The sequence below is a fragment of the Paenibacillus sp. R-74696 genome, assembly GCF_055814915.1.
Window position 1 is genome coordinate 15279 of record NZ_JBPULM010000046.1, and the last position, 20399, is coordinate 35677.

16 protein-coding genes are annotated in these 20399 nt (G+C 48.9%); 8 read left to right on the plus strand and 8 right to left on the minus strand.

The window, feature by feature from the left end:
* Nucleotides 1-237: 237 nt before the first annotated feature.
* From ACSR9A_RS24650 to ACSR9A_RS24660, 3 genes are read right to left on the minus strand one after another with little or no spacing between them, the layout of a single operon-like run.
* Nucleotides 238-726, minus strand: coding sequence for a hypothetical protein (locus ACSR9A_RS24650; protein WP_473760288.1), 489 nt, complete (start codon nt 724-726; stop codon nt 238-240).
* Between the two features lie 16 nt (nt 727-742).
* A complete protein-coding gene (locus ACSR9A_RS24655; RefSeq protein ID WP_473760291.1) occupies nt 743-4405 on the minus strand; it encodes a hypothetical protein in 3663 nt (1220 codons plus the stop codon).
* A complete protein-coding gene (locus ACSR9A_RS24660) occupies nt 4356-5177 on the minus strand; it encodes a hypothetical protein (protein ID WP_473760293.1) in 822 nt (273 codons plus the stop codon). The genes ACSR9A_RS24655 and ACSR9A_RS24660 overlap by 50 nt, the downstream gene beginning before the upstream one ends.
* An 863-nt stretch (nt 5178-6040) precedes the next feature.
* On the opposite strand from ACSR9A_RS24660, the gene asd reads away from it, so the two are divergent.
* Nucleotides 6041-6829 carry an archaetidylserine decarboxylase gene (asd, locus tag ACSR9A_RS24665; RefSeq protein ID WP_473760296.1) on the plus strand — a complete coding sequence of 263 codons (789 nt, stop codon included), beginning with the start codon at nt 6041-6043 and terminating at the stop codon, nt 6827-6829.
* 168 nt (nt 6830-6997) lie between these two features.
* Here asd and pdxR read toward each other — a convergent pair whose 3' ends face one another.
* Complete coding sequence (gene pdxR / locus ACSR9A_RS24670; RefSeq protein ID WP_473760298.1) at nt 6998-8488, minus strand: MocR-like pyridoxine biosynthesis transcription factor PdxR; 1491 nt, start codon at nt 8486-8488, stop codon at nt 6998-7000.
* A gap of 195 nt (nt 8489-8683) precedes the next feature.
* Here pdxR and ACSR9A_RS24675 point away from each other — a divergent pair, with 195 nt between their 5' ends.
* On the plus strand, nt 8684-9325 hold the full coding sequence (locus ACSR9A_RS24675) for a pyridoxamine 5'-phosphate oxidase family protein (protein ID WP_473760300.1): 642 nt from the start codon (nt 8684-8686) through the stop codon (nt 9323-9325).
* Between the two features lie 196 nt (nt 9326-9521).
* Here the strand turns inward: ACSR9A_RS24675 and ACSR9A_RS24680 are convergent, their stop codons facing one another.
* On the minus strand, nt 9522-10316 hold the full coding sequence (locus tag ACSR9A_RS24680) for a helix-turn-helix domain-containing protein (protein ID WP_338552302.1): 795 nt from the start codon (nt 10314-10316) through the stop codon (nt 9522-9524).
* A gap of 199 nt (nt 10317-10515) precedes the next feature.
* Here ACSR9A_RS24680 and ACSR9A_RS24685 point away from each other — a divergent pair, with 199 nt between their 5' ends.
* The 3 genes from ACSR9A_RS24685 (at nt 10516) to ACSR9A_RS24695 (ending at nt 13681) form a co-directional block, all read left to right on the plus strand.
* Entirely contained in the window at nt 10516-11811 is a 1296-nt protein-coding gene (locus tag ACSR9A_RS24685; protein ID WP_473761249.1) for an aminotransferase class I/II-fold pyridoxal phosphate-dependent enzyme, read from the plus strand.
* A 137-nt stretch (nt 11812-11948) separates the two neighbouring features.
* Nucleotides 11949-12668, plus strand: a complete 720-nt coding sequence (locus ACSR9A_RS24690) for a response regulator transcription factor (RefSeq protein ID WP_473760302.1) — start codon at nt 11949-11951, stop codon at nt 12666-12668.
* Nucleotides 12665-13681, plus strand: a complete 1017-nt coding sequence (locus ACSR9A_RS24695) for a sensor histidine kinase (RefSeq protein WP_473760304.1) — start codon at nt 12665-12667, stop codon at nt 13679-13681. Before ACSR9A_RS24690 ends, ACSR9A_RS24695 begins: the two co-directional genes overlap by 4 nt.
* A 78-nt stretch (nt 13682-13759) precedes the next feature.
* Here ACSR9A_RS24695 and ACSR9A_RS24700 read toward each other — a convergent pair whose 3' ends face one another.
* A complete protein-coding gene (locus tag ACSR9A_RS24700; RefSeq protein ID WP_473760307.1) occupies nt 13760-14047 on the minus strand; it encodes a DUF1330 domain-containing protein in 288 nt (95 codons plus the stop codon).
* Between the two features lie 219 nt (nt 14048-14266).
* On the opposite strand from ACSR9A_RS24700, the gene ACSR9A_RS24705 reads away from it, so the two are divergent.
* From ACSR9A_RS24705 to ACSR9A_RS24715, 3 genes are all read left to right on the plus strand, one after another.
* The gene (locus tag ACSR9A_RS24705) at nt 14267-15037 is read left to right on the plus strand and encodes an ABC transporter ATP-binding protein (RefSeq protein WP_473761251.1); all 771 of its coding nucleotides are present in this window, start codon (nt 14267-14269) and stop codon (nt 15035-15037) included.
* Complete coding sequence (locus tag ACSR9A_RS24710; RefSeq protein WP_473760308.1) at nt 15012-16952, plus strand: ABC transporter permease; 1941 nt, start codon at nt 15012-15014, stop codon at nt 16950-16952. The genes ACSR9A_RS24705 and ACSR9A_RS24710 overlap by 26 nt, the downstream gene beginning before the upstream one ends.
* A 135-nt stretch (nt 16953-17087) precedes the next feature.
* The gene (locus tag ACSR9A_RS24715) at nt 17088-18023 is read left to right on the plus strand and encodes an AEC family transporter (protein WP_473760311.1); all 936 of its coding nucleotides are present in this window, start codon (nt 17088-17090) and stop codon (nt 18021-18023) included.
* Nucleotides 18024-18260: 237 nt separating this feature from the next.
* Here ACSR9A_RS24715 and ACSR9A_RS24720 read toward each other — a convergent pair whose 3' ends face one another.
* Both ACSR9A_RS24720 and ACSR9A_RS24725 read right to left on the minus strand, forming a co-directional pair.
* Entirely contained in the window at nt 18261-19550 is a 1290-nt protein-coding gene (locus ACSR9A_RS24720) for an ABC transporter permease (protein WP_473760313.1), read from the minus strand.
* Entirely contained in the window at nt 19547-20299 is a 753-nt protein-coding gene (locus ACSR9A_RS24725; protein ID WP_445933750.1) for an ABC transporter ATP-binding protein, read from the minus strand. The genes ACSR9A_RS24720 and ACSR9A_RS24725 overlap by 4 nt, the downstream gene beginning before the upstream one ends.
* Between the last annotated feature and the right edge of the window lie 100 nt (nt 20300-20399).

Below are 20399 nucleotides of genomic sequence, written 5' to 3' on the forward strand. Positions count from 1 at the left end.
GGTCAATCGTGGTAGTATCTGACCACAATTGACCTGATTGATGTATCGTTAAAGCATTAATCAGGTTATACTTTTCGAGCATTTCTGTACGTATAAACGAAATCGATAAATCTTTATAGAGGTATTAGATGGACTTGATGTGTTATTGGTTGGATGATGAGTTTATTCGGCATTGGGCTGCCCCTCATTCCCTAATTGTTAATCCTTCAGGGATATTGAATTCTTAATTTAGGGTAATTACAATTTATCTATGGCATAGGGTTCAGTTGATACAAACCTATCATACCACCCATTTAATGGTATATACATTACGCTCTGTATCTCTAATTCTTGTGGTCTGAGAACAAAAAAACCACCTCTTTCAAAGATTCTGATCAATGGTTCATATACATTTAAATACTCAGTATATTTCGGGTTTTTATCACCGTATATTGATAATTGTATATGAAACTCAAATATTTTTTTTATATATTGATAGCTAGAAACAAACTCTGAAACCCTTGAATTGCAGTACATCGAAATTAGCACTTCATTTTCAGTATCACCAAGTAATTCTGCTACATTAGAAAACTTAGGCGGTTCTGGATTTATGCACTCATTTTTATAAAATAATGCCAATCTCCTTAAAAACTCAAGACCCAAATCTGCATCTTCATATGAAACAATCGTACCAACTTTATCCCAATCAATATCATTAATTCTCGACACTGCTTTATCTAGGTACATCTTTTCACCTCAAGATTTAATAGTATATTTCTTTATTATGATTTTGTTTGTACTCTTTGTATTGATCATAATCTGGGAATTCACTAACTGGTTGTTTATCAGTTAAATTTGCTTTATCATGTGCATTTTTTCCTGGATTTTCATCATATCCGTGCCCGTTCCATGTAGATGGATCTCTTAAAGGCATACCTCCATCCATTAATTCTTTTTCCTTTAATTCATGATTCGCGAGTTCCCTAAACCAAGATTTTTGCGCATCATTAAGTTCGCCTTTTTGAGCCAACTGCCATGCATATGCAATATCTGGATCAGCTTGAAAATATAATTCTTCGTATGGTTTACCCTGTACAGATAACGGTTTTGTGTCTAAGAACAAATGCTTTTTCATTTTTAAAATTTGACCTTCAGTCAATCCTGTATTCTTTGCTACATTTGTAATATCGTCAATACCTGATTTTCTGATATCAATATATTTCCTCTCTAGGAAAGCTTGAAATCCATCCTCTGGCACAATAATATGTTTTCTCATCTCAACAGTATAAGGTTTAAAATCCCCAGTCACTGCAACAACCTTACTCTCCAGCTTCTCCGCATCTGCTACAGTTTTCCCCACCGCTCCTTCAATACCCTCTACCAGCTTTGGAGGAAGCTTTGATGCCAGCTTAGCGACTCCTGCTCCGAGCGAGATGGCTGCTCCCACGACCATAATCGCCTTCGCCACATTTTTACCAAATTCTCGGTTCTCTTCATAGCTCGCTTGCAAATTTACTACTTTATTGTAGTTGTTCTTTATATACTGAAACGGCTCAACGAACTCCTGCTTCACACTCTCTTTTAATCCTTCAAATAAGCTGCCCGCTGTAATTGTACCGTTGCCTATTCCCATAACAAGCGAAGTGAAACTAGGCACCGTTTCTTTCCAAAACTTTGTGGTTAATGGATTAAAGGCTGCCGCGGCATTCAGCATGTCCATACCATCGCTCGCGAGTTGAGATACCACTCCATCTCCTATCCCTATCAGCATGACCGTATTTTTCATGGCTTGCTGATTGGCATTAGGTGAATTGAATCTGCCTAGGCTTACATCAGTCATCGCGAATTTAATAAGCCCCTCTGTGACGACCCCATCTCGGCCTAACAAAGTTCCTTGCTTCTCCCACATCGCCGCACGCGCGTCACTTTCCAGCAGCTTCTGATAGGCATATACCGACACAAAGGTTTTTTTGTCGTGCACCCCTGTCACCGCACCGTCATAGATGTTCATTTTCGTCAGCGACTGCTGAAGGGATTTAATATCCTCTGAGCTGAACTTCGCATTCGTCGAGGCTATAATAGACGCTACTTGTTCATTAAAATGATCAGCCTCCGATGGGCCATCCCAATCGATGCTGCCCAGATCAGGCACGAGCTTCCTAATATCCAGTGTTGCCCCTTCTTTAACCCAATCCTGCCCCATCGTTAACAACTTACTAGCTCGTTCCCGATCACCATCTTGAATCGCCTGATTAATCGCATTACGTTGCTCCAATACGCGCTCATTGGCAGCATCTAAGGCGAATGCAGGCAGCTTTAAATCCTGGGCGATTCGACCATTAGTCGTCTGCAAGATTGACTCAATTGACTTTACTTTATTCTGCTCCACAGTAATAAGCAATCGCATACTGGGCATGTTTCCAGAAGCGATACCTTCCCACTTCTGCTTTTTCAATTCATACAACCGCCCCAGCTCTTGATCAAGCATCGTGCCAGAATCGAGTCGCTGTACCGTAAAAGCTTGGCCTGTCGCCGCCATAAAAGTTTTCGTATAGCTGTTGGCCTGATTAATAGCAGACTGCAACTGCTTATTTTTCTGCTCAAAACTTGCTTCCAGCGCAACATTCCCTTTACCACTCCACTTGAGTAGATCCAGCTCGATTGCATCCCGATATAATCGGTCATACGGCGTATCTACACCCGCTTTCAAGGAAGCATAGGGACTCGCCGCCGCACTGTTCATTGCTCCGATCGCCTGCTGCATATCCGAAGTGGATAGCTTTGCTACGCCTTGCCAATAATCTCTTTTCGCTGACAAAATCAAAAAGTTCTTTTGATCCAGCTGCGTTATTTTTGGATCATCGACATCAATGCCCAGATTGTATTTGACTGCTGCCTTCGCTTTTTGCAGCCTACCGCCTTCATCGGTTCGCAGCTCAAGCAAGTTGCTCCATTCCTGCTCCTTAATGTAAACCATTAAGTTATTCGCCGACTGCTGGGATACGGTTCCAGATCGGCGAATGGACAAGTCTGTTCCTGTTGCCTCTATCTGCTGCTGCATGGAACGGATATAGTGGATGGCATCCTCATGCTCTCCGTTCTTAAGCGCTGCGTTCATCTGATTCCGCGTTTCGTTAAAGGTCCAATTGTTAGCGTCCTGTTTACTAGACTTCAACAGCCCCTCCATGCCGGAATGGCTGGCTACCAGCTTTGACCATTCTTTAGCCTTGGTGTCGGCAGCAGATAATTGATATTGATCGACATTAGTCCAGTACTCCTTGCGAAGCGCTATTAATTGCTCATTCACTTCATCCAGCTTCGTTTTAGTAAAAACGTTTCCCATTGCTGCATTCATACGGCGTATGTCGTTACCAATAGCTGCATCTCGTGATTGGATTTGAGAAACCTCGTTCTGATTCAGTGTTGCATAAACATCCCAGCGCAGCTTCTTGTTATAAATAATAGCGTTTGCCAGCGTGTCAAATTCGGTTTGACTGTTTGTTACGAGCATTGTAGCGAAATCTTTATGCTCTTTCCGAATATTTGCCTCCTGGCCTTTTACAATACTAGCTCCTTCTGCATCATATTGCGCCCGCTTCTGCCAATATTCTTTTTTATTGCCAATTAACTGTTCATTAATCTTGTCCAAACCATAGACCACGGATTCGTTTAAGCTTGCCCCGTTCAGTCTCGCCTGTTTCATAGCCGCCAGCTCAGAGCTTTTTCCCGCTTCATTCATATTTACAACTTGGTTGTAATAACTGATTTTAGCATTCAAAAATAGCCTGTTCTGCGTATCAAGCTTTTGCATCTCCGGCGTTTGATCGTTCACATACGCCTGACTGCGCAAGCTGCTGGCCGTTTTGGCCGCGTTATCTTTCTTCGTATTATCCAGATTTAGGGTACCCGCCCACCAATCCTTCTTGGCTTGAAGCAGAAGGCCTTCATTTTCCAGCTTTTTCGCTAGCAAAGGGCTATATTTCGCGTCTATGGCTCGCGATTCATCTGTTTCTACTGCACCTTTAGCTCGCAGCCGCTCGCCTTGCTTGGAAGCCTCGTCCATTTCCGCCTGATTGTCATTTAATCTCCCCAACCACCATTTTTCTTTCCACATTTTCAATTGGGCATTGTTCTGATTTTGCTCAGCCAGCCGATTAACGTCCTGCTTTTGCTGTAGCTTTAACAAATACTCAGTATCAAGCTTTTGCGTTTCTGCGGTATCGACTGCGCCCATTTTCCTTAATACGGAGCCTCGGTCCTCCGCTGCCTGCATCCCATCTTTATTATCGATTAACCGCGCTTCCCACCAATTCTTCTTTGTTTGAAGCAACAGCCGATTCAGCTCATCCTGATCTCTCTTCTTAGCCGCCTCTGTTTCAATCGCTCCGTCGGCACGCAATTGATCGCCTTTCTTTTTTTGCCGCATCCATTGCTGCCTGATCGCCAGTTGCAGATGCATTCCACCAATCAATTTTCGTCCTTTCCAGTTCTTGGTTCAAACCCGTTTGCTTCTGTTCTTTTAAAATGGCGGTGTTTTTTGTGTCCAGTTGCTTGCTGCTTTCTGTTTCTACTGCACCTTTTTTGCGCAGCTCCTCACCTGCCTGAGCCGCCTTGTCCATCCCAGCCTGGTCGCCTTTAAACTTGGCATCCCACCACATTTGCTTATTTTTCTCTAATTCTGCATTCAAGCTTTGCTGACTAACAGCCGTATTTGGTGTAGTTGTTCCTTTAGTAGTTGATGAAGAAGAAGTTGAAGCATTTGGCGACGAGGAGGCTATACCCTTTGGTGGAGTTGGAGAAGCTGGTGCAGCAGGCTGCGTTGCACGCGCTTGTTCCAGTGTCTTGTCCGCTCCAATGGTTCCCCCATTAGCCCGGGCAGTCTCTGCCTGCTGATGTGCGGCCTGCATACCCGCCTTATCTCCTCGGGCTGCAGCTGCATCATAATCTGCCTTCGCTTTTATAATTTGCTGATTAGCAGCTGCTTGAGATGCTGGTGCTGGCGCAGTTTTGACGGGCGTCTGTGGGGCTGGCGTGCTTTTGGCAGGCGGCTGCGCTGCGGGCGCTGGCGTAGTTTTAGCTGAGGATTGCGTGCTTGAACTGCTGGAGGTTGATTTTGCAGTTGGAGTGCTGCTTACTGCCGATTTAATAATTGGGCCAATCGCTGATACCGCTGCTGGTCTGACTGAATTTAATGCCATCTAGTTGACTCCCCTATTTACAAAATCAAGAATTTAAAATTTACAGTTTATGATATAATTTTCATTAAAATTTTTCCATAGTATTTTTCTGAATTATTTCTGAAACTACCCTTCTTTTGACTTTTTAGCAGGTACCTCTACTGATTTCCCGCCTACACTACGCTACACAGATTATTCAAATTGAATATTATATAACTTTGGAATATTATAGAATTGGCTTAGTAGCACCTTGAATTCAAGGGTAGGAAATGGGAACTAACAAAATTATTTTCCAACCAGATCTTTAAAATGCAGGCTAGGGCGTGTGTGCAAACGTAATCGAGCCAGATGTTGCTCAAATTAGCGCCAAACCTATTAGCACTGCTCTCGGGAATGTCTGCCTTCATGCAAAGTGTACCTGAGTACTGAAAGACAGCTTTAGATTTTTCGGCTCAAAGGTTTACGCCCCGTACAAAAACAGGCTTGGTGGACACAGCGGCAGCTATTTCAACAGAATCACGGGTTTAGGACAGGCTGCGGACTCAGGAGCCGCTAATACGATGCCAAAAGCCATTTTGACGAGATATTGAGGGTGATAACGGATCTCCTGTCCGCTTACGGCCTGAAATCGTAGAAAATACCGGAATAGCGGAATCTGTGTCCTCCAAAAAAGGACGGAACATCTCGAACTATGGCTTGTTCACCAAGTATCCATGTGCTAGATAAAGCATAATAAAGAAAAATAATCGGTTAATCGCCCCTTCCTGTTTCCCAACCTATTAAAAGGTCGCGAATCGAACCTATTGCTTTGTGATGCGGGTTGTGGCACACTGTTTGGGACAAGCACCACTATTCGAAGCAAGAAAGGACGTGACGGTACGAGCATGCTAGATGGATTACTTCGTGCCATGACGGAATTAAGCTCACGCAAGTCGATTTCGAGGTTGACTGGGCGTTTTGCACAATCTAGAGCGAGCCGCCGTTTTATTCCGCGCTTTGCTTCCATGTATGGAATTAAGGTCGAGGAAGCCGAGAAACCGCTAAATGAATACGCTACGCTAAATGAATTTTTCACCCGTCGATTAAAGCCAGGCATGCGAAAAATAGACAATGCAGCAGACAGCCTTGTGAGTCCGGTTGACGCTCTTATTACAGGAATTGGCCCGATCGAAGACGGCACAATTGTCAATGTGAAAGGGCAGGATTACACGATTGAAGAGCTGCTGAACCGTTCACCGAGGGCGGAAAACTATCGGAACGGCCATTATTTTGTCCTTTATTTGAGCCCGACCGATTATCACCGGATTCATGCTCCTGTGGATGGCACTATTGTTGAGAGCGAGCATATTCCCGGCAAGGTGTATCCGGTCAATGATTTCGGCTTAACCAAAATGCGCCGGGTGCTCAGCCGCAATGAACGGCTTATTACTTATATTAAACATGAGGGCGGCGAAACGGCTGTCGTGAAAGTCGGCGCCATGAACGTCAGCAGTATCCGCTATGTTGAGCCGCTGCCGCCGCACACAGTAAAGGGTGGCGATCTTGCTTATTTTGAGTTCGGATCTACAGTCGTGCTGCTGACTGAAAATAAAACCTTCACCCCGCTTCCTAGCTTAAAGCTCGGTCAAAAGGTGAAAATGGGTGAAGCGCTCGGCCGCTTGCAACCGCGTTAAGTCAGTGGCTCGACATTCGAGCATAGTTGCAAAAGAGGCGTATCCTACATTTTTATATTCAAAAAAGCTCGCTGCCTGTGCGGAGAAATCTCCGCCTGGCAGCGAGCTTTTTTCTGTTTCCGCAGCAGCGAGCCACAGCAATGCTGCTGCTTTGCTCTGCAATCGCGTTCAGCCGCGCTGCCGCTGAACGACCTCCCAGCATGCCGCAATTCGCCGCATGCCCTCCTTAATATCGGCTTCGGCCAAATGCGCGAAGCCGAACAGCGCAGCCGGAGCGCGCCGCTCATCCGGCTGCCGCCACAGCCGCTCGCCGCGGTTCCAGCTGACGCCTTCCCGCTCGCAGGCCGCAATCAGCCGCTCATAATCCGCGGCTGCCCCAAGCCACACGCCGTACTGATGCAAGCCTGCATCCGACGGCGTAAATCGGAACAAGCCCGCGAGCTGCTCCGCGGCTTGTTCCTTAAAGAGCTTGAGGCGCCGTCCGCAGCTGCGCCTCATCCGCCGCAAATGCCGAACATACTGCCCGCTCGCCATAAACACGGCGAGCGCCCGCTGCTCCGCGATTGAGCTTGGGCTTGGCTCAAGCAAAAACTTCGCCCGCCTCAGCGGCTCCCGCAGCGCAGCCGGCGTAATGACATAGCCCAGCCTCAGGTCGGCGTACATCGTCTTGGAGAAAGTGCCTACGTACACGACCCGTCCTTCGTGGTCGAGCGTCTTGAGCGGCTCCGCCGGGCGCCCGCCCCAGCGAAATTCGCTGTCATAATCATCCTCGATGATGACAGCGCCGCGCCGGGAGGCCCATTGCAGCAGCTCCAGCTTGCGCTCGGGTGCAAGCTGGGCGCCGGTTGGATATTGGCGCGTCGGCGTTACAAACAGCAGCTTCGCATCCCAGTCCTGCGGAATAATGCCATAATCGTCGACAGCCGCATCTATAATGACGCCACCCGCAGCCGCAATTGCCCGCCTAATGCCAGGATAGCACGGGTTTTCAACCACGACATGATCACCTGGTTCAATCAACAGCTGGGCGAGCAGGGCAATGCCATACATGGAGCCGCTCGTAATAAATAAATGATCCACGCTCGTAATCATGCTGCGCTCGCGGCGCAGCTCGCTAGCAATCGCTTCGCGCAGTGGCAGATGTCCCTCTATCGCCCAGTAATCCTCATACTGGCGTTCCAGCAGCCCCCTGACCTCTGCAAACATCGCCGTCTTCCATTCATCCTGCGGGAACAGCAGCGTATCCGCATAACCTACATCAAACGCAATGAAATCTGACTCCTCACGCACAGGCAGCTTCGTATATCCTTTAATCTGCGGCAGCCGCTGCGCCCAAGAGGATAACGCAAGTGCACTGGCCTTTCCCTCTTGCCCATCTTCCGCTTTGGAAGCCGCCGGCTTGCTGTAGGAAACGTAGGTGCCGCTTCCCCTTCCGGGCCTGACAAAACCTTCCGCATAAAGCATATCGTAAGCGGCATTGACCGAACCACGAGACATGCCATAGCTTTCGGCGAGCCTTCTGCTGGAGGCAAGCTTTTCCCCATCCCCCAGCATCCCCGACACAATTTCTTCGCGCAGCGCCAGAAAAAGCGCATCCGCCTTGCGCCCTAGCTCCTCATAATATCGCTCATAAGCGGCACGGCAGCGATCATCCATCATTCAACCTCCTATGACTCTCCTGTTGCCTACTACTTCCGTCTATTTCCATCCATTACAAAAGTGGTTCAATAAAATCACTGTAAAGTGGATCTTTTTATATGTCAATATTCCGTTTAAACTTGCAAATAACGAGCTGAACGCTTGGCATATCCCCAATTCAAGTTATCGCTATGGTTACGAAAGGAGCAGTCCGCTATGCGCAGAAAAGAATTTGCAATCGGAAGTGAAGATGTACAAGAGGTTACCGCCTTTTTGGAGGAAATGAGCTATGGCTTTCTAGGAACAGCCAGAGCGGATGGCGCCCCTTCCATTACCCCGCTGAATTACATTTATTTGAATGGAAACGTGTATTTTCACGGCAGCCGCGCAGGGGATAAAATGGCACTGCTCGGAGCAGATCCGCGCGTCACCTTCTGTGTGGCCAAGGAATATGCGATCATTCCTTCCCATTTTACCGATCCGCTGATGGCCTGTCCGGCCTCCGCCTTTTTCAAATCGGTCATTATTGAGGGCACGGCATCGGTTGTCGAGGATTTGATGGAAAAAGGCGAGGCGCTGCAAGCCCTGATGGGCAAGCTCCAGCCAGAAGGCGGGCATTTGCCGATTGCCGGAGATGATCCCGCCTATAGAGGCAGGCTCAAAGGAGTTGCCGTCGTAAAAATCGAGCCACAGCAAATGAGCGCCAAATTCAAATTCGGCCAAAATGCCAATGAGGAAAACCGCGAAGCCATTACTAATGGCCTGCTGGCACGCGGACGGGAGCTCGATGAGGAGACGGTCGACCTCATGCGCCGTTACTGCCCGCACCATAAGGAACAAGCTCATCCCGGCGACTAACCATACCCCATCCATTTGCAAGTGTGAAACTTATAAATGCTTATATTTCAAAAAAAGCCGAGCGCCCTTCTCCCCTTTGTTGTCGGGAATGAAGGCCGCACCGGCTTTTTTTTACGAACTGCTTATTATTTCGAACCGCATATTCTTACGAACTGCTTATCCTAACAAACAACTTATCCTAACGAATTTCTGACGACTAACGGATTTCCGACGGGCTCCGTCCGGTATATTGCTTGAATTGGCGGCTGAAGAAAAAAATATCTCGGTAGCCGAGAGCGTCCGCCACCTCCGTCACATTCATGCCTGCGTGCATCAGCAGGTGCTGGGCGCGGTCAATGCGGGTGCTGATCATATACGTCTGGACCGACATGCCGATCAGCTCCTTGAATTTCATTGAAAAATAACGCGGCGACAGCTGGGCGCGCATTGCAAGATCCTCGACCCGGTGGGCAATGCCGGGATTTTGCCGGACATAATTGGCGACCTCGTGAATCGCCTCGGTCAGCTGATTGCTCGCTTTTTTCTCCACGGGCGTTTGCTTCGTCACTCGGTCCTCCCGCAGCAGATGGATCATCAGCTGCTTCAGCACAAGGCGAGCTTCAATTTCAGCCGCATAGGTTTTGACCAAAAACAACCGCACATAACGCGACAGCATATATTCAAAATCTACCGTATCAAGCAGCTGGCGGTACCGTTCCGGCACCAGCACCGGCTCTTCTGCCGTATCAAAGTGTATGTAAGTTAGAACCAGAGGCTTCTGCGGATTATGGGTCGCACTCGTGTAGTCGCCTGGACGGAACAGGAAACAGCTTCCTTTACCCACCGGATAATGAACGCCGCCCACTTCGACTTCCCCTTCACCGCTCCATACATAAAATAAATCAAAATTAGCCATCGGCTTTTCACGACGCTGCCATTTCCAGCCCGGCTCGCAAACGATCTTCGCGAAAGGCGGCAGCAATAAATATGCATCGGGTGATAAATGCAGCATAAAACCCTCCTGATACGTAAGCCTATGCCGTCATCATACACCAGCGCCAAACTTTAGCGCAACCCCGGCTGGCAGTCGTCACATTTTCCAAAAAAATTTGAATTTGAAATGGTTCTGACACGTTAAAAAATGATATAATAGCTCCCGATAAGTATGATCAGAAAATGAATTGATTTTTGGGAAGGATGGAATGAAGTTCATGAACCCACTTGCTCAGCAGTTGAATGAGACGCTCTCCGCAGAAAGTCCGAACGTCCATGCCATGTTGTCAGCTTTAGGAAAAGCCATATATTTCCCGAAGGAAGGCATACTTAGCCAATCCGCAGAAGCGAAGGCGAAGGCCAAGACGTTTAATGCCACAATCGGCATTGCGATCGAAGGCGGACAGCCGATGCACCTTAAGGTAATTCAGGATACGCTGACTGCTTACAATCCTAAAGATCTATATGAATATGCGCCCCCTGCGGGCAAACCTGAGCTGCGCGCAGCTTGGCTTGAGAAAATGCTGAAAGAAAATCCTTCGCTGGAAGGCAAGCGTCTCAGCAATCCTATCGTCACGAACGCTTTAACGCATGGGCTGAGCATTGTCGCCGACCTGTTCGCAGATGCGGGCGATACCGTTATTATTCCAAATAAAAACTGGGAAAACTACGAGTTGACCTTCGGCATCCGCCGCGGCGCGGAAATCGTGGAATATCCTTTACTTAATGATAGCAACACGTTTAACAGTGAGGGCTTGCGTGAAGCGCTGCTTGCACAGAAGGATAAAGGCAAAGCCATCGTCCTGCTTAACTTCCCGAACAACCCGACTGGCTATACGCCAGGCCTCCAAGAAAGCGAAGAGATTGTAGCCGCTGTCAAGGACGCTGCGGATGCAGGCATTAATGTCGTTGTTGTAACCGATGACGCTTACTTCGGCTTATTTTTCGAGGATTCGGTTCACGAGTCGCTGTTCGGCAAATTTGCCGACCTGCACCCTCGCGTCCTAGCTATCAAAATCGACGGCGCGACGAAAGAGGATTATGTGTGGGGCTTCCGCGTCGGTTTCATTACGTACGCTGCAGCTTCGGATAAAGTATTGAATGCGCTGGAGCAGAAGACGCTCGGCATTATTCGGGCTACGATTTCCAGCGGACCGCACCCTTCTCAGACGTTTGTGCTGAAGGCTTTGCAATCGCCTGATTTTGACGCGCAGAAAGCGGAGAAATACGATATTATGAAGGGGCGTGCCAACCGCGTCAAAGCGCTGCTTGATAGCGGCCGTTATGGCGATACGCTAGCCTATTACCCGTTCAACTCCGGTTATTTCATGTGTCTCAAGCTCAGCGGCGTGTCGGCCGAGGCCGTTCGTGTGCGCCTGCTTGAAGAATACGGCATCGGTACGATCGCCCTTGGCGAGACCGATCTTCGCGTCGCCTTCTCCTGCATTGAGGAAGCGGACTTGGAGTCGCTTTACGATACGATTTATAAAGCAGTAACCGAACTACTCGCTTAACCATTTCAGCATTTCATTCCTTTCCCCTTGGATAGTAGCCGTGTATAATACGGTTACGGCCAAGGGGTTTATTTTGTTTTATAATAAAATGAGAACAACTGAAGTAGAGCATATGCTGCGTAAGGAGCTGAATAACGATGTATACGATCATGATTGTCGAGGACGATGCGAAGATCGCTGAGCTTCTGCGGGCACATATTGAGAAATATGGCAACACAGCGGTTGTGACGACTGATTTTGCTGGCGTCATGGAGCAATTCGAGCAGGTAAAGCCGCATATTGTGCTGATGGATATCAACCTGCCAAGCTTTGACGGGTTTTATTGGTGCCGGCAAATTCGCACCGTTTCCACCTGCCCGATTATTTTCATTTCTGCCCGCAGCGGTGAAATGGATACGGTGCGCGCCATCGAAAATGGCGGCGACGACTATTTGACCAAGCCCTTCCACTATGAGGTTGTAATGGCGAAAATCCGCAGCCAGCTAAGGCGTGTTTACGGCGACTATGCCCAAGCTGCTGGGGAGCGGATGGTCGAGCATGCCGGATTGATTTTGTATCCCGAGCGAATGGAGCTTCATCTATCCGGACAATTTGTAGCTTTGACGAAAAAGGAAACCGTGCTTGTGGAGACGCTGCTCCAGCGCTGCCAAAGGCTTGTAAGCCGGGAAACGATTTTGGAGAAGCTGTGGGATGATTATACGTATGTCGATGACAATGCGCTTAGCGTCAATATAACGCGAGTTCGCAAGAAGCTGGCTGAGCTCGGCATCGAAGGAGCGCTCGAAACGATACGCGGCACAGGCTACCGCCTGAACGACAGCTGGACAAATGGCGAGCAGCAGAGCGATCGCCGATGAAGCTATTTTTACGGGACCAGCTTGCACTTGTATTATTTATGCTCATCCAGCTCGTCGTAGTGACCGCCGTGTTCTGGCTGGATGGCTATAAAGATATGGTTATCGCCTCGTATGCCCTGCTGCTTGGCCTCTGCGTATTTATTGCTTTTCTGGCTTACCGTTATGTGACTCACCGCCGATTTTATACGCTGCTCAGCAGCAGACAGACAGGTCTTGAGGAGTCAATCCAGCAGCTTGAGTCCGCTCCCCTCCCTGCGTCGCTTGCCGAGCTGCTGCAGCTTCAATATCGCCACTACCAGAAACAGATTATTGAGGGCGAGCGCAAGCAGCAAAATCATCTGACCTTTATGAACCAGTGGGTGCATCAGATGAAAACGCCCCTTTCCGTGCTGGAGCTTATGCTGTCGGAAGAAGCCGATGAGCGTAACAACAGCATGAGGGAAGAGACAGATCGCATTCGCAAAGGGCTCGATATGGTCCTGTACGTCGCCCGGTTGGAAACGTTCGAGCAGGATTTTCAGGTGGAGAAAATTCAATTGCGGGAGCTTGCCAACGCGGTGATTTTGGAAAACAGGCGGCTGTTTATTCGCAGCTTCGTGTACCCGGATATGCAAATCGAGGAAAATTTAGTCGTGGAGACAGACGGCAAATGGCTGCGATTTATTATGCAGCAGCTGATCGCCAATGCGGTCAATTATTCAGCAGGCAGCGGCGCGAAAATAACGATTAGCGGCTGCCGAAGCGAGCGTTCGGTCATCCTTGAGGTGAAGGATTATGGCGTCGGCATTCCTGCCTCTGATTTGAGCCGCATTTTCAACGCCTTTTTCACCGGGGAAAATGGACGGACATTCAAGGAATCGACGGGCATGGGCCTCTACATCGTCCGAACCGTGCTCGATAAAATGAATCATGAGATCGAGGTTGAATCTAAAGTAGGAGAAGGCAGCGGCACGACGATGCGAATTATTTTCCCCTTTGCCGCTGTTCAGTCCGTTGATCCACATACAAAGTAATCGTGCTTTAAAGTTTTAAACGTACAAGAATCGAACAAGCAGACTGTCTTAGGATGGCAATCTGCTTGTTTTTCGTGATTATAAGCCTTCCACGACGATCGCTTTCCCAGTAGAGTTTGCCCATCTTATTTTTTTCAACGGTTCGTACATTTTCGAGTTGTAAAAGGCCTCGATACTCGGTTTGTTAGGAAACTCCAAAATGACAAGTCTTTTCGGCTGCCAATCTCCTTCCATCGTCGTTACGCTGCTATCATGAACGATCGGGCGGCCCCCAAAATGTGCCATGACATCAAAAATCTTATTTTCGTATTCCTTGAAGTTTTCCGGGTTAGAAATATCAATATCGATCACGAGATATGCGCTCAAATCCAACAGCTCCTTTCGTTGATGAGGAAGGCCAGCTACCCCTTCCTTGCGTTCAGTATACGAACTAGAGCGGAGAATTGATCTCGCTTCTCCTATTGATACAAAAGCGGGCAGCGTTATCTTACAAAGCTGTAAGGTAAATGAAAGCTGCGTTCATAGGAGCAGGCGCGGATGAGGGGTATACTGGGTTTATTGACAAACAAGCAAGGGGAGATCAAATTGGAATTGCTATATGCACGAAACCTGAACAAAATTTATCCCGGAAAAGTGACCTATAAAGCGCTCACCAACATTGATTTAACGATACAGCAAGGCGAATTCGTCGGCATTATGGGCCCATCGGGCAGCGGCAAAACGACGCTGCTGAACATGGTATCGACGATCGACAAGCCCACTTCTGGCGAGCTGCGTATTGCTGGCCAAGACCCGTATGAGCTGTCACGGGAAAAGCTTGCTTTTTTCCGCCGGCGGGAGCTTGGCTTCGTCTTTCAATCGTTTAATTTGCTCGATACGCTGACGGTCAGTGAAAATATTATGCTGCCACTCACGCTCGACGGCACAAATATCGCCCAAATGAAGCTGCGAGCCACCTCCATCATGGAAAAACTCGGTATTGCTGAGCTTTCGGACAAACGAACGTATGAAATATCCGGCGGCCAGGCGCAGCGTACAGCCATTGCCCGGGCACTCATCCATAACCCGAAGCTGCTGCTGGCCGACGAGCCGACAGGCAACCTCGATTCAAAATCAGCACGTGATGTCATGGAGCTGATGAGCAAGCTCAATCGCGAGGATAATACGACGATGATGCTCGTTACACATGACGCTATGGCGGCGAGCTACTGTCACCGGGTTATTTTTATTAAAGATGGCCAGTTTTACAGTGAAGTGAATTGCGGCGACAACCGCGCGGCCTTTTATCAGAAAATTATTAATGTGCTTGCTCTGCTTGGGGGGACTGAAAATGAATTTCCGACAGTTCGCGTTTAATAATGTACTGCGCCGCAAACGGACGTACGCCGCACATTTTATGAGCAGCTCGTTCGCGGTCATGATTTTTTTCATCTATTCAGTGCTGCTGTATCATCCGGATTTGCAGGGGGAAATCGCCGCCAGTAGTCCAACTGCCTCTATGCTTGGCACCATGGGGCTGAAAATTTCGCAGTATTTAATCGTTATTTTTTCCTTTCTGTTTTTGATGTATTCCGCCGGTGCCTTTCTGAAGGCGCGTAAACGTGAATTCGGCATTTTGATGCTGCTCGGCATGTCCGATAAGCAGTACCGCAGATTGATTTTTGTGGAAAATATGATCATTGGCCTCATCTCCACTGTTTTTGGAATCGGCTTTGGCATTTTGTTCACCAAGCTGTTTTTGCTTATAACCGAGCGGCTGCTGGTGCTGCAGCAAGGACTCGAATTCCTCGTCCCTATCCAGAGCGTATTGATTACGGCAGGCGCTTTTTTAATCGTATTTCTGCTTCTGTCCATACTCGCGTCACGCCTTGGGCGAAAATCTCAGCTGCTTGAGCTGATTCGTTCAGACGAGAAGCCGAAGAAGGAGCCGAAAGCTTCTGTACTGCTGTCGCTGCTCGCTGCTTTTCTTCTGCTCGCAGGCTATGGAATGGTCTTTTATTTTGTACTCGGTCGCGTCTTCTCACTGGCACTTCTCGCAGCCGCCATTGGCAGTGTCATATTAGGGACTTATTTTCTGTTTACACAGCTCAGCGTGTATGTGATTCGTGCACTGCGCGGACGAGAAAGCTTATTGCTGCGAAAAATTAATTTACTAACGCTCTCCGATCTCGCTTACCGAATGAGAGACAATGCCAATATGTTTTTCATGGTGGCAACGGTAACGGCAGTCGCCTTGTGCGGTATGGGCACTTGCCTGGCGATTGGCGATCCGAAGCTGTCGGAAAAAGACAATCCTTACGCCTTTATTTATGATTCCTATGGCGGCGATAGCGAATCTCTTGCGCAAAGTGAATTACAAACGAAGCAGCACCTGGCGTTATTGGAGCATAGACTATCAGAGGGCGGCTTTACTTTTACAAAAGGCGCTTCACACATTAAAAACACGGAAGAATGGCAGTCGGTCATGAGTCTGTCCGAATACAATCAGCTTGCCACTGCACTCGGATTCACCGCCGAGACGCTAAATGTGCCCAGCGAAGCTTTTATCGCCTCAGGCAAAGTCTCGCGCGCCCAGAACGTGACGGCCTTTGAGCCCATTTTGGATTTAGGAAACGTCGCGCCAGGCGAAAAGCAGCGGAAGCTTACTGTAGTAAAGAGACTTCCTTCTTTCGTATTAAATAATTACAATGATGTTTATGTCGTTTCGGACGATTATTTCCAAGCAATGAACCGCATGAAAGACGACACGAACCAGGTCACGTATTATTATGTCATTCCCAATTGGATTGACACGATCGGCGTGGCGCAAAGCGTTATGAAGGAAATCCCACAGGACACGCAGGGCTATTATAATATACGGTCACTCGTGATTGAATGGTATGAATTCAAGCAGCTTAACGGGCTATTGCTCATTATTAGCGTGCTTGTGGGCGGAGTCTTTTTCACCTATGCTGTCAGCTTTATCTACTTTAGGCTGTATGCCGATTTGGAGCGGGATGAGAAGCAATACCAGATGATTAGCAAAATCGGCCTCAGCGGCAAGGAACTGAACCGGCTGGTTACAAGGCAGCTGCTCATCATGTTTTTCCTGCCCTTTGTGATTGCGCTTGTGCATGGCATCGTCGCCTTTATAAATATTGCGCTGCTGCTCGATATCTCGATGCTGAATGCAGCACTCATGATCTATATTAGCTTCTTCCTCCTCCAGCTCGCCTATTTCCTCATGATTCGCTGGCGGTATTTGCGCCATATGCATCTCAAGCTTGCATAATGAGGGGAATGCGTTGAAGGCTCACAGAGCTGTATATAGCCAAAGCTTATGAATATATAGGAAAAGGGTCTTGGACGCTAACAGACGCTTTATGCAAAAATAAGGCATATTGATTTAGGCAAAGGACTGATTCGTATGCTGCATTCATTTTTGCTTATCGTATATGGCGTGTTTCTGCCGATTTCGCTGCCTGTGCTTGGAGGAGCTGCCTTGAAGCGCTGGCGGGGACTGGAGACGAAGCCCCTATCGACCATTGCCCTTTATTTGCTCAGCCCGGCTCTTATTCTGGAGACGCTGATCAGCGCCAAGCTGTCGATGGCAGATATTATTCAGACGAGCGCATTCAGCATTATTAATCTGGTCGCTCTCTGGCTCGTCGCCGTTCTCGTCTCCCGGCTGCTGCGGCTTTCTCCAGCAGACCAAGCTGGCCTCACGCTTGTATCTGTATTTACGAACTGTGTCAACTATGGACTCCCGCTCGTGCTGCTCGCCTTCGGCCAGCTTGGGCTTGCCAAAGCATCGGTCTACGTCATCTCGCAAATGATTCTTGTCAATACCGTCGGCGTGTATTTCGCAGCTCGCTCCCATTTCTCGGTAAAAAAAGCGGTCCAATCGGTATGCAAGCTTCCCGCTTTATACGCCGTTGTGCTCGCGGTCATTATCCGGTATACAGGTATGGTTATGCCCGCGGCTGTAGAGGAAGGCCTATCGATGCTGTCCTACGCCTACGCGCCTGTCGTGCTGATTTTGCTAGGCGCACAGATGGCCGGAGCGCGCAGCAGCAATAAAGCGACCGATTCGGTCCTGAGCAAGCCGCTCTGGACGGCTATCGCGATCCGGCTGCTGCTTTCTCCAGTCATCGCAGCCCTTCTGCTCTGGCTGCTGCAGGTAAAAGGGATGCTATTCGCCGTCCTGCTTATACTCGCCTCGATGCCGACGGCAGTCAACGCCGTTATTATGGCAGAGCAATTTGAAGCATCGCCGAGGCTCGTTTCCCGCTGTATTTTATGGACGACGCTCGCCTCCTTTATCGTGCTGCCTCTGCTGATTGTCCTGGTGCAGCCGACTTGAGCACTTAAGCAAACAGGATAAATGCCAGCAAGGTGAAACGCGCTGTCCTCTGGCAGCGCGGCGCGTTTCTTTCCGAGAAATATAGAGACGGTATCGCGTAATGCTATACTTTCTTCCTATATTAAAAAACGTCCAGTCCCACCTGTTTCGGTGGGGCTGGACGTTTTTTGCTAGCTTTTTCACCGAGATAGCTGTGCCTTATCTATAATAGGCAGCCACCCTGGCAGGTGAGGCGATCTAATCTTCTTCCGCATCAGCAGCAAAAGCGCGGCGCAGTCTGAGCGGGCGAATCGCAAGTAAATAGACGATCGCTGCAATCGGTGCTGCTGCTGCAGCAAGCAGGCAGTTGGCATGCAGCAGCATAATACACGCAGGAAGCCACATAAACAGGGCAATAATGAGCATCGTCCATCGGTCCAGTCGGATGAGGCTTTCCATCCTTTGCGCATCAGGAAGCGGATAAACATGCCTCCATACCGTATAACGATGCGTATGGCGAAGCCCGCCAAGCTGGGCCCCAACAATGAGCATAAATACTGCATAAGCACAGGCAGCCCCCCAGCCGGACAACCAGACCGCATCCGCCATCCAATAGGCAATAAGCGCGAACAGAACGAGCAGCCTTAGCAAAATGCCTCCCATTTCCATTCGCAGCATGGAAGCCGCATATAAATAATCGTAAGTCAGGCGGCGGCGATAGGGTATAAAGTTCATGACCCAGGAAAGATATTTGCGGCCAGCTGTTCGTGATGGCATCGTAGGCACATCGATAAACAAACCGAAAAAGACATAATACCTTCTTCTTGTCGCTGCCTCTTCTTCAATTAGCCGCTCCCATGGTATGACGAATCGGCTAGGGAGCCTGTACAGCAGGGCGAATAGCAGGATGAGCAATATTATAAAGCCTCCCGCATACAGCGGTGCACGGGTCAGCATACCCGCCCAAGCAAGCGCCGTCGCTGCCCAGCGAGCCACTCGAAACAGCATTCTCATGCCGCCCCAGGCCAACTGCCGTTCCCGCCATGCAGCAGCTGTATTGGCTATGCGCAGCACAGCCGCAGCCAAAACCAGCAGCCACATATCCGCTGGGCCGGTGCCCTCCTTGTAAATAGGCCAATAAGCAAGCAGCATGAATGCGCATAAAGCTCCCAAAGCCATTATGCTTCGCCTAAAGGAAAGCCCCCAATAACGGCGCATCGCCGACTCCTGCGGCATATGGAAGACGACATCTGCCGCCTGCAGAAAGGTGCGAAACGGGCTCCAGCAAAGCACGGGAACCAGTGCCACTATGCCAACCAGCGCGGTCGGAAAATCAGCTGGTACGTCACGAATCAGCTTAAAATAACTAAACATTCCAGAAATGACAAACAGCGAAAGAAACAGCGGGAATCCACTTTGGCCCATATAGCGCAAATACGGCAGCGTTTCCTCGCGGAAGCTTCTGGCACGCTTTTTCCATAGCTTTTGCATCGCCTGTTCCTGCAGTTGCCGCTGCTCTTGATTAGCTGCTTGCGATTTAGCCATCATGGCTTGTCTCCAGCAACAAGCTTATAGAACGCATCCTCCAGCGTTCCGCCGCGCATCGCCATGCCCGCCGCTTCGCATACATCCGCAAGCGTTCCGCTGGCAACGATGCGTCCATGATGCATCACAATAAACTTGTCGCAATAAGCTTCCACCGTAGCCAAAATATGCGAGCTCATCAAAATAGCCGAGCCGTTCTGCTTAACTTCCACAAGCCGTTCCAGCAAGGAGCGAATGCCCAGCGGGTCCAGCCCAAGGAACGGCTCGTCAATGATGTATAATGGCGGCTCTGACAGCAGCGCGTTCATTATCATGACCTTCTGCTTCATCCCTTTAGATAGATGGGCGGCAAAAGCTCCTTTTTTCGCATTCATCTGGAACTCGTTCAACAAATCCATTCGCTTTTTTTCATATTCCTGAACAGAGACCCCGTAGGCCATTCCCGTCAGCCGCAAATGCTCCTCAACCGTAAGCTCGTCGAATAGCACCGGGGTTTCGGGCACATAGGCAAAAGCGGAACGATAGCGATCCGGATCTTCCTCCAGCTTGACGCCGCCAACCTTAACCTCACCCTGCTGCGGCTTCATCAAGCCGAGAATATGCTTAATTGTCGTACTTTTGCCTGCCCCATTGAGGCCAATCAAGCCGACCATTTCGCCCGGACGCAGCTGAAACGATACATGATGCAGGACAGGACGGCGCGGACTATATCCTCCTGTCAAATCGGCAACTTCCAATACAGGCTCTATCATTATCCATTCACCTTCATACTATAAAATTAATATCGCTTCTTCAGCATACCGAATTCGAAAGCAAAATTCAAAATTTCCCATTCTTAGTATCTATTCAGAC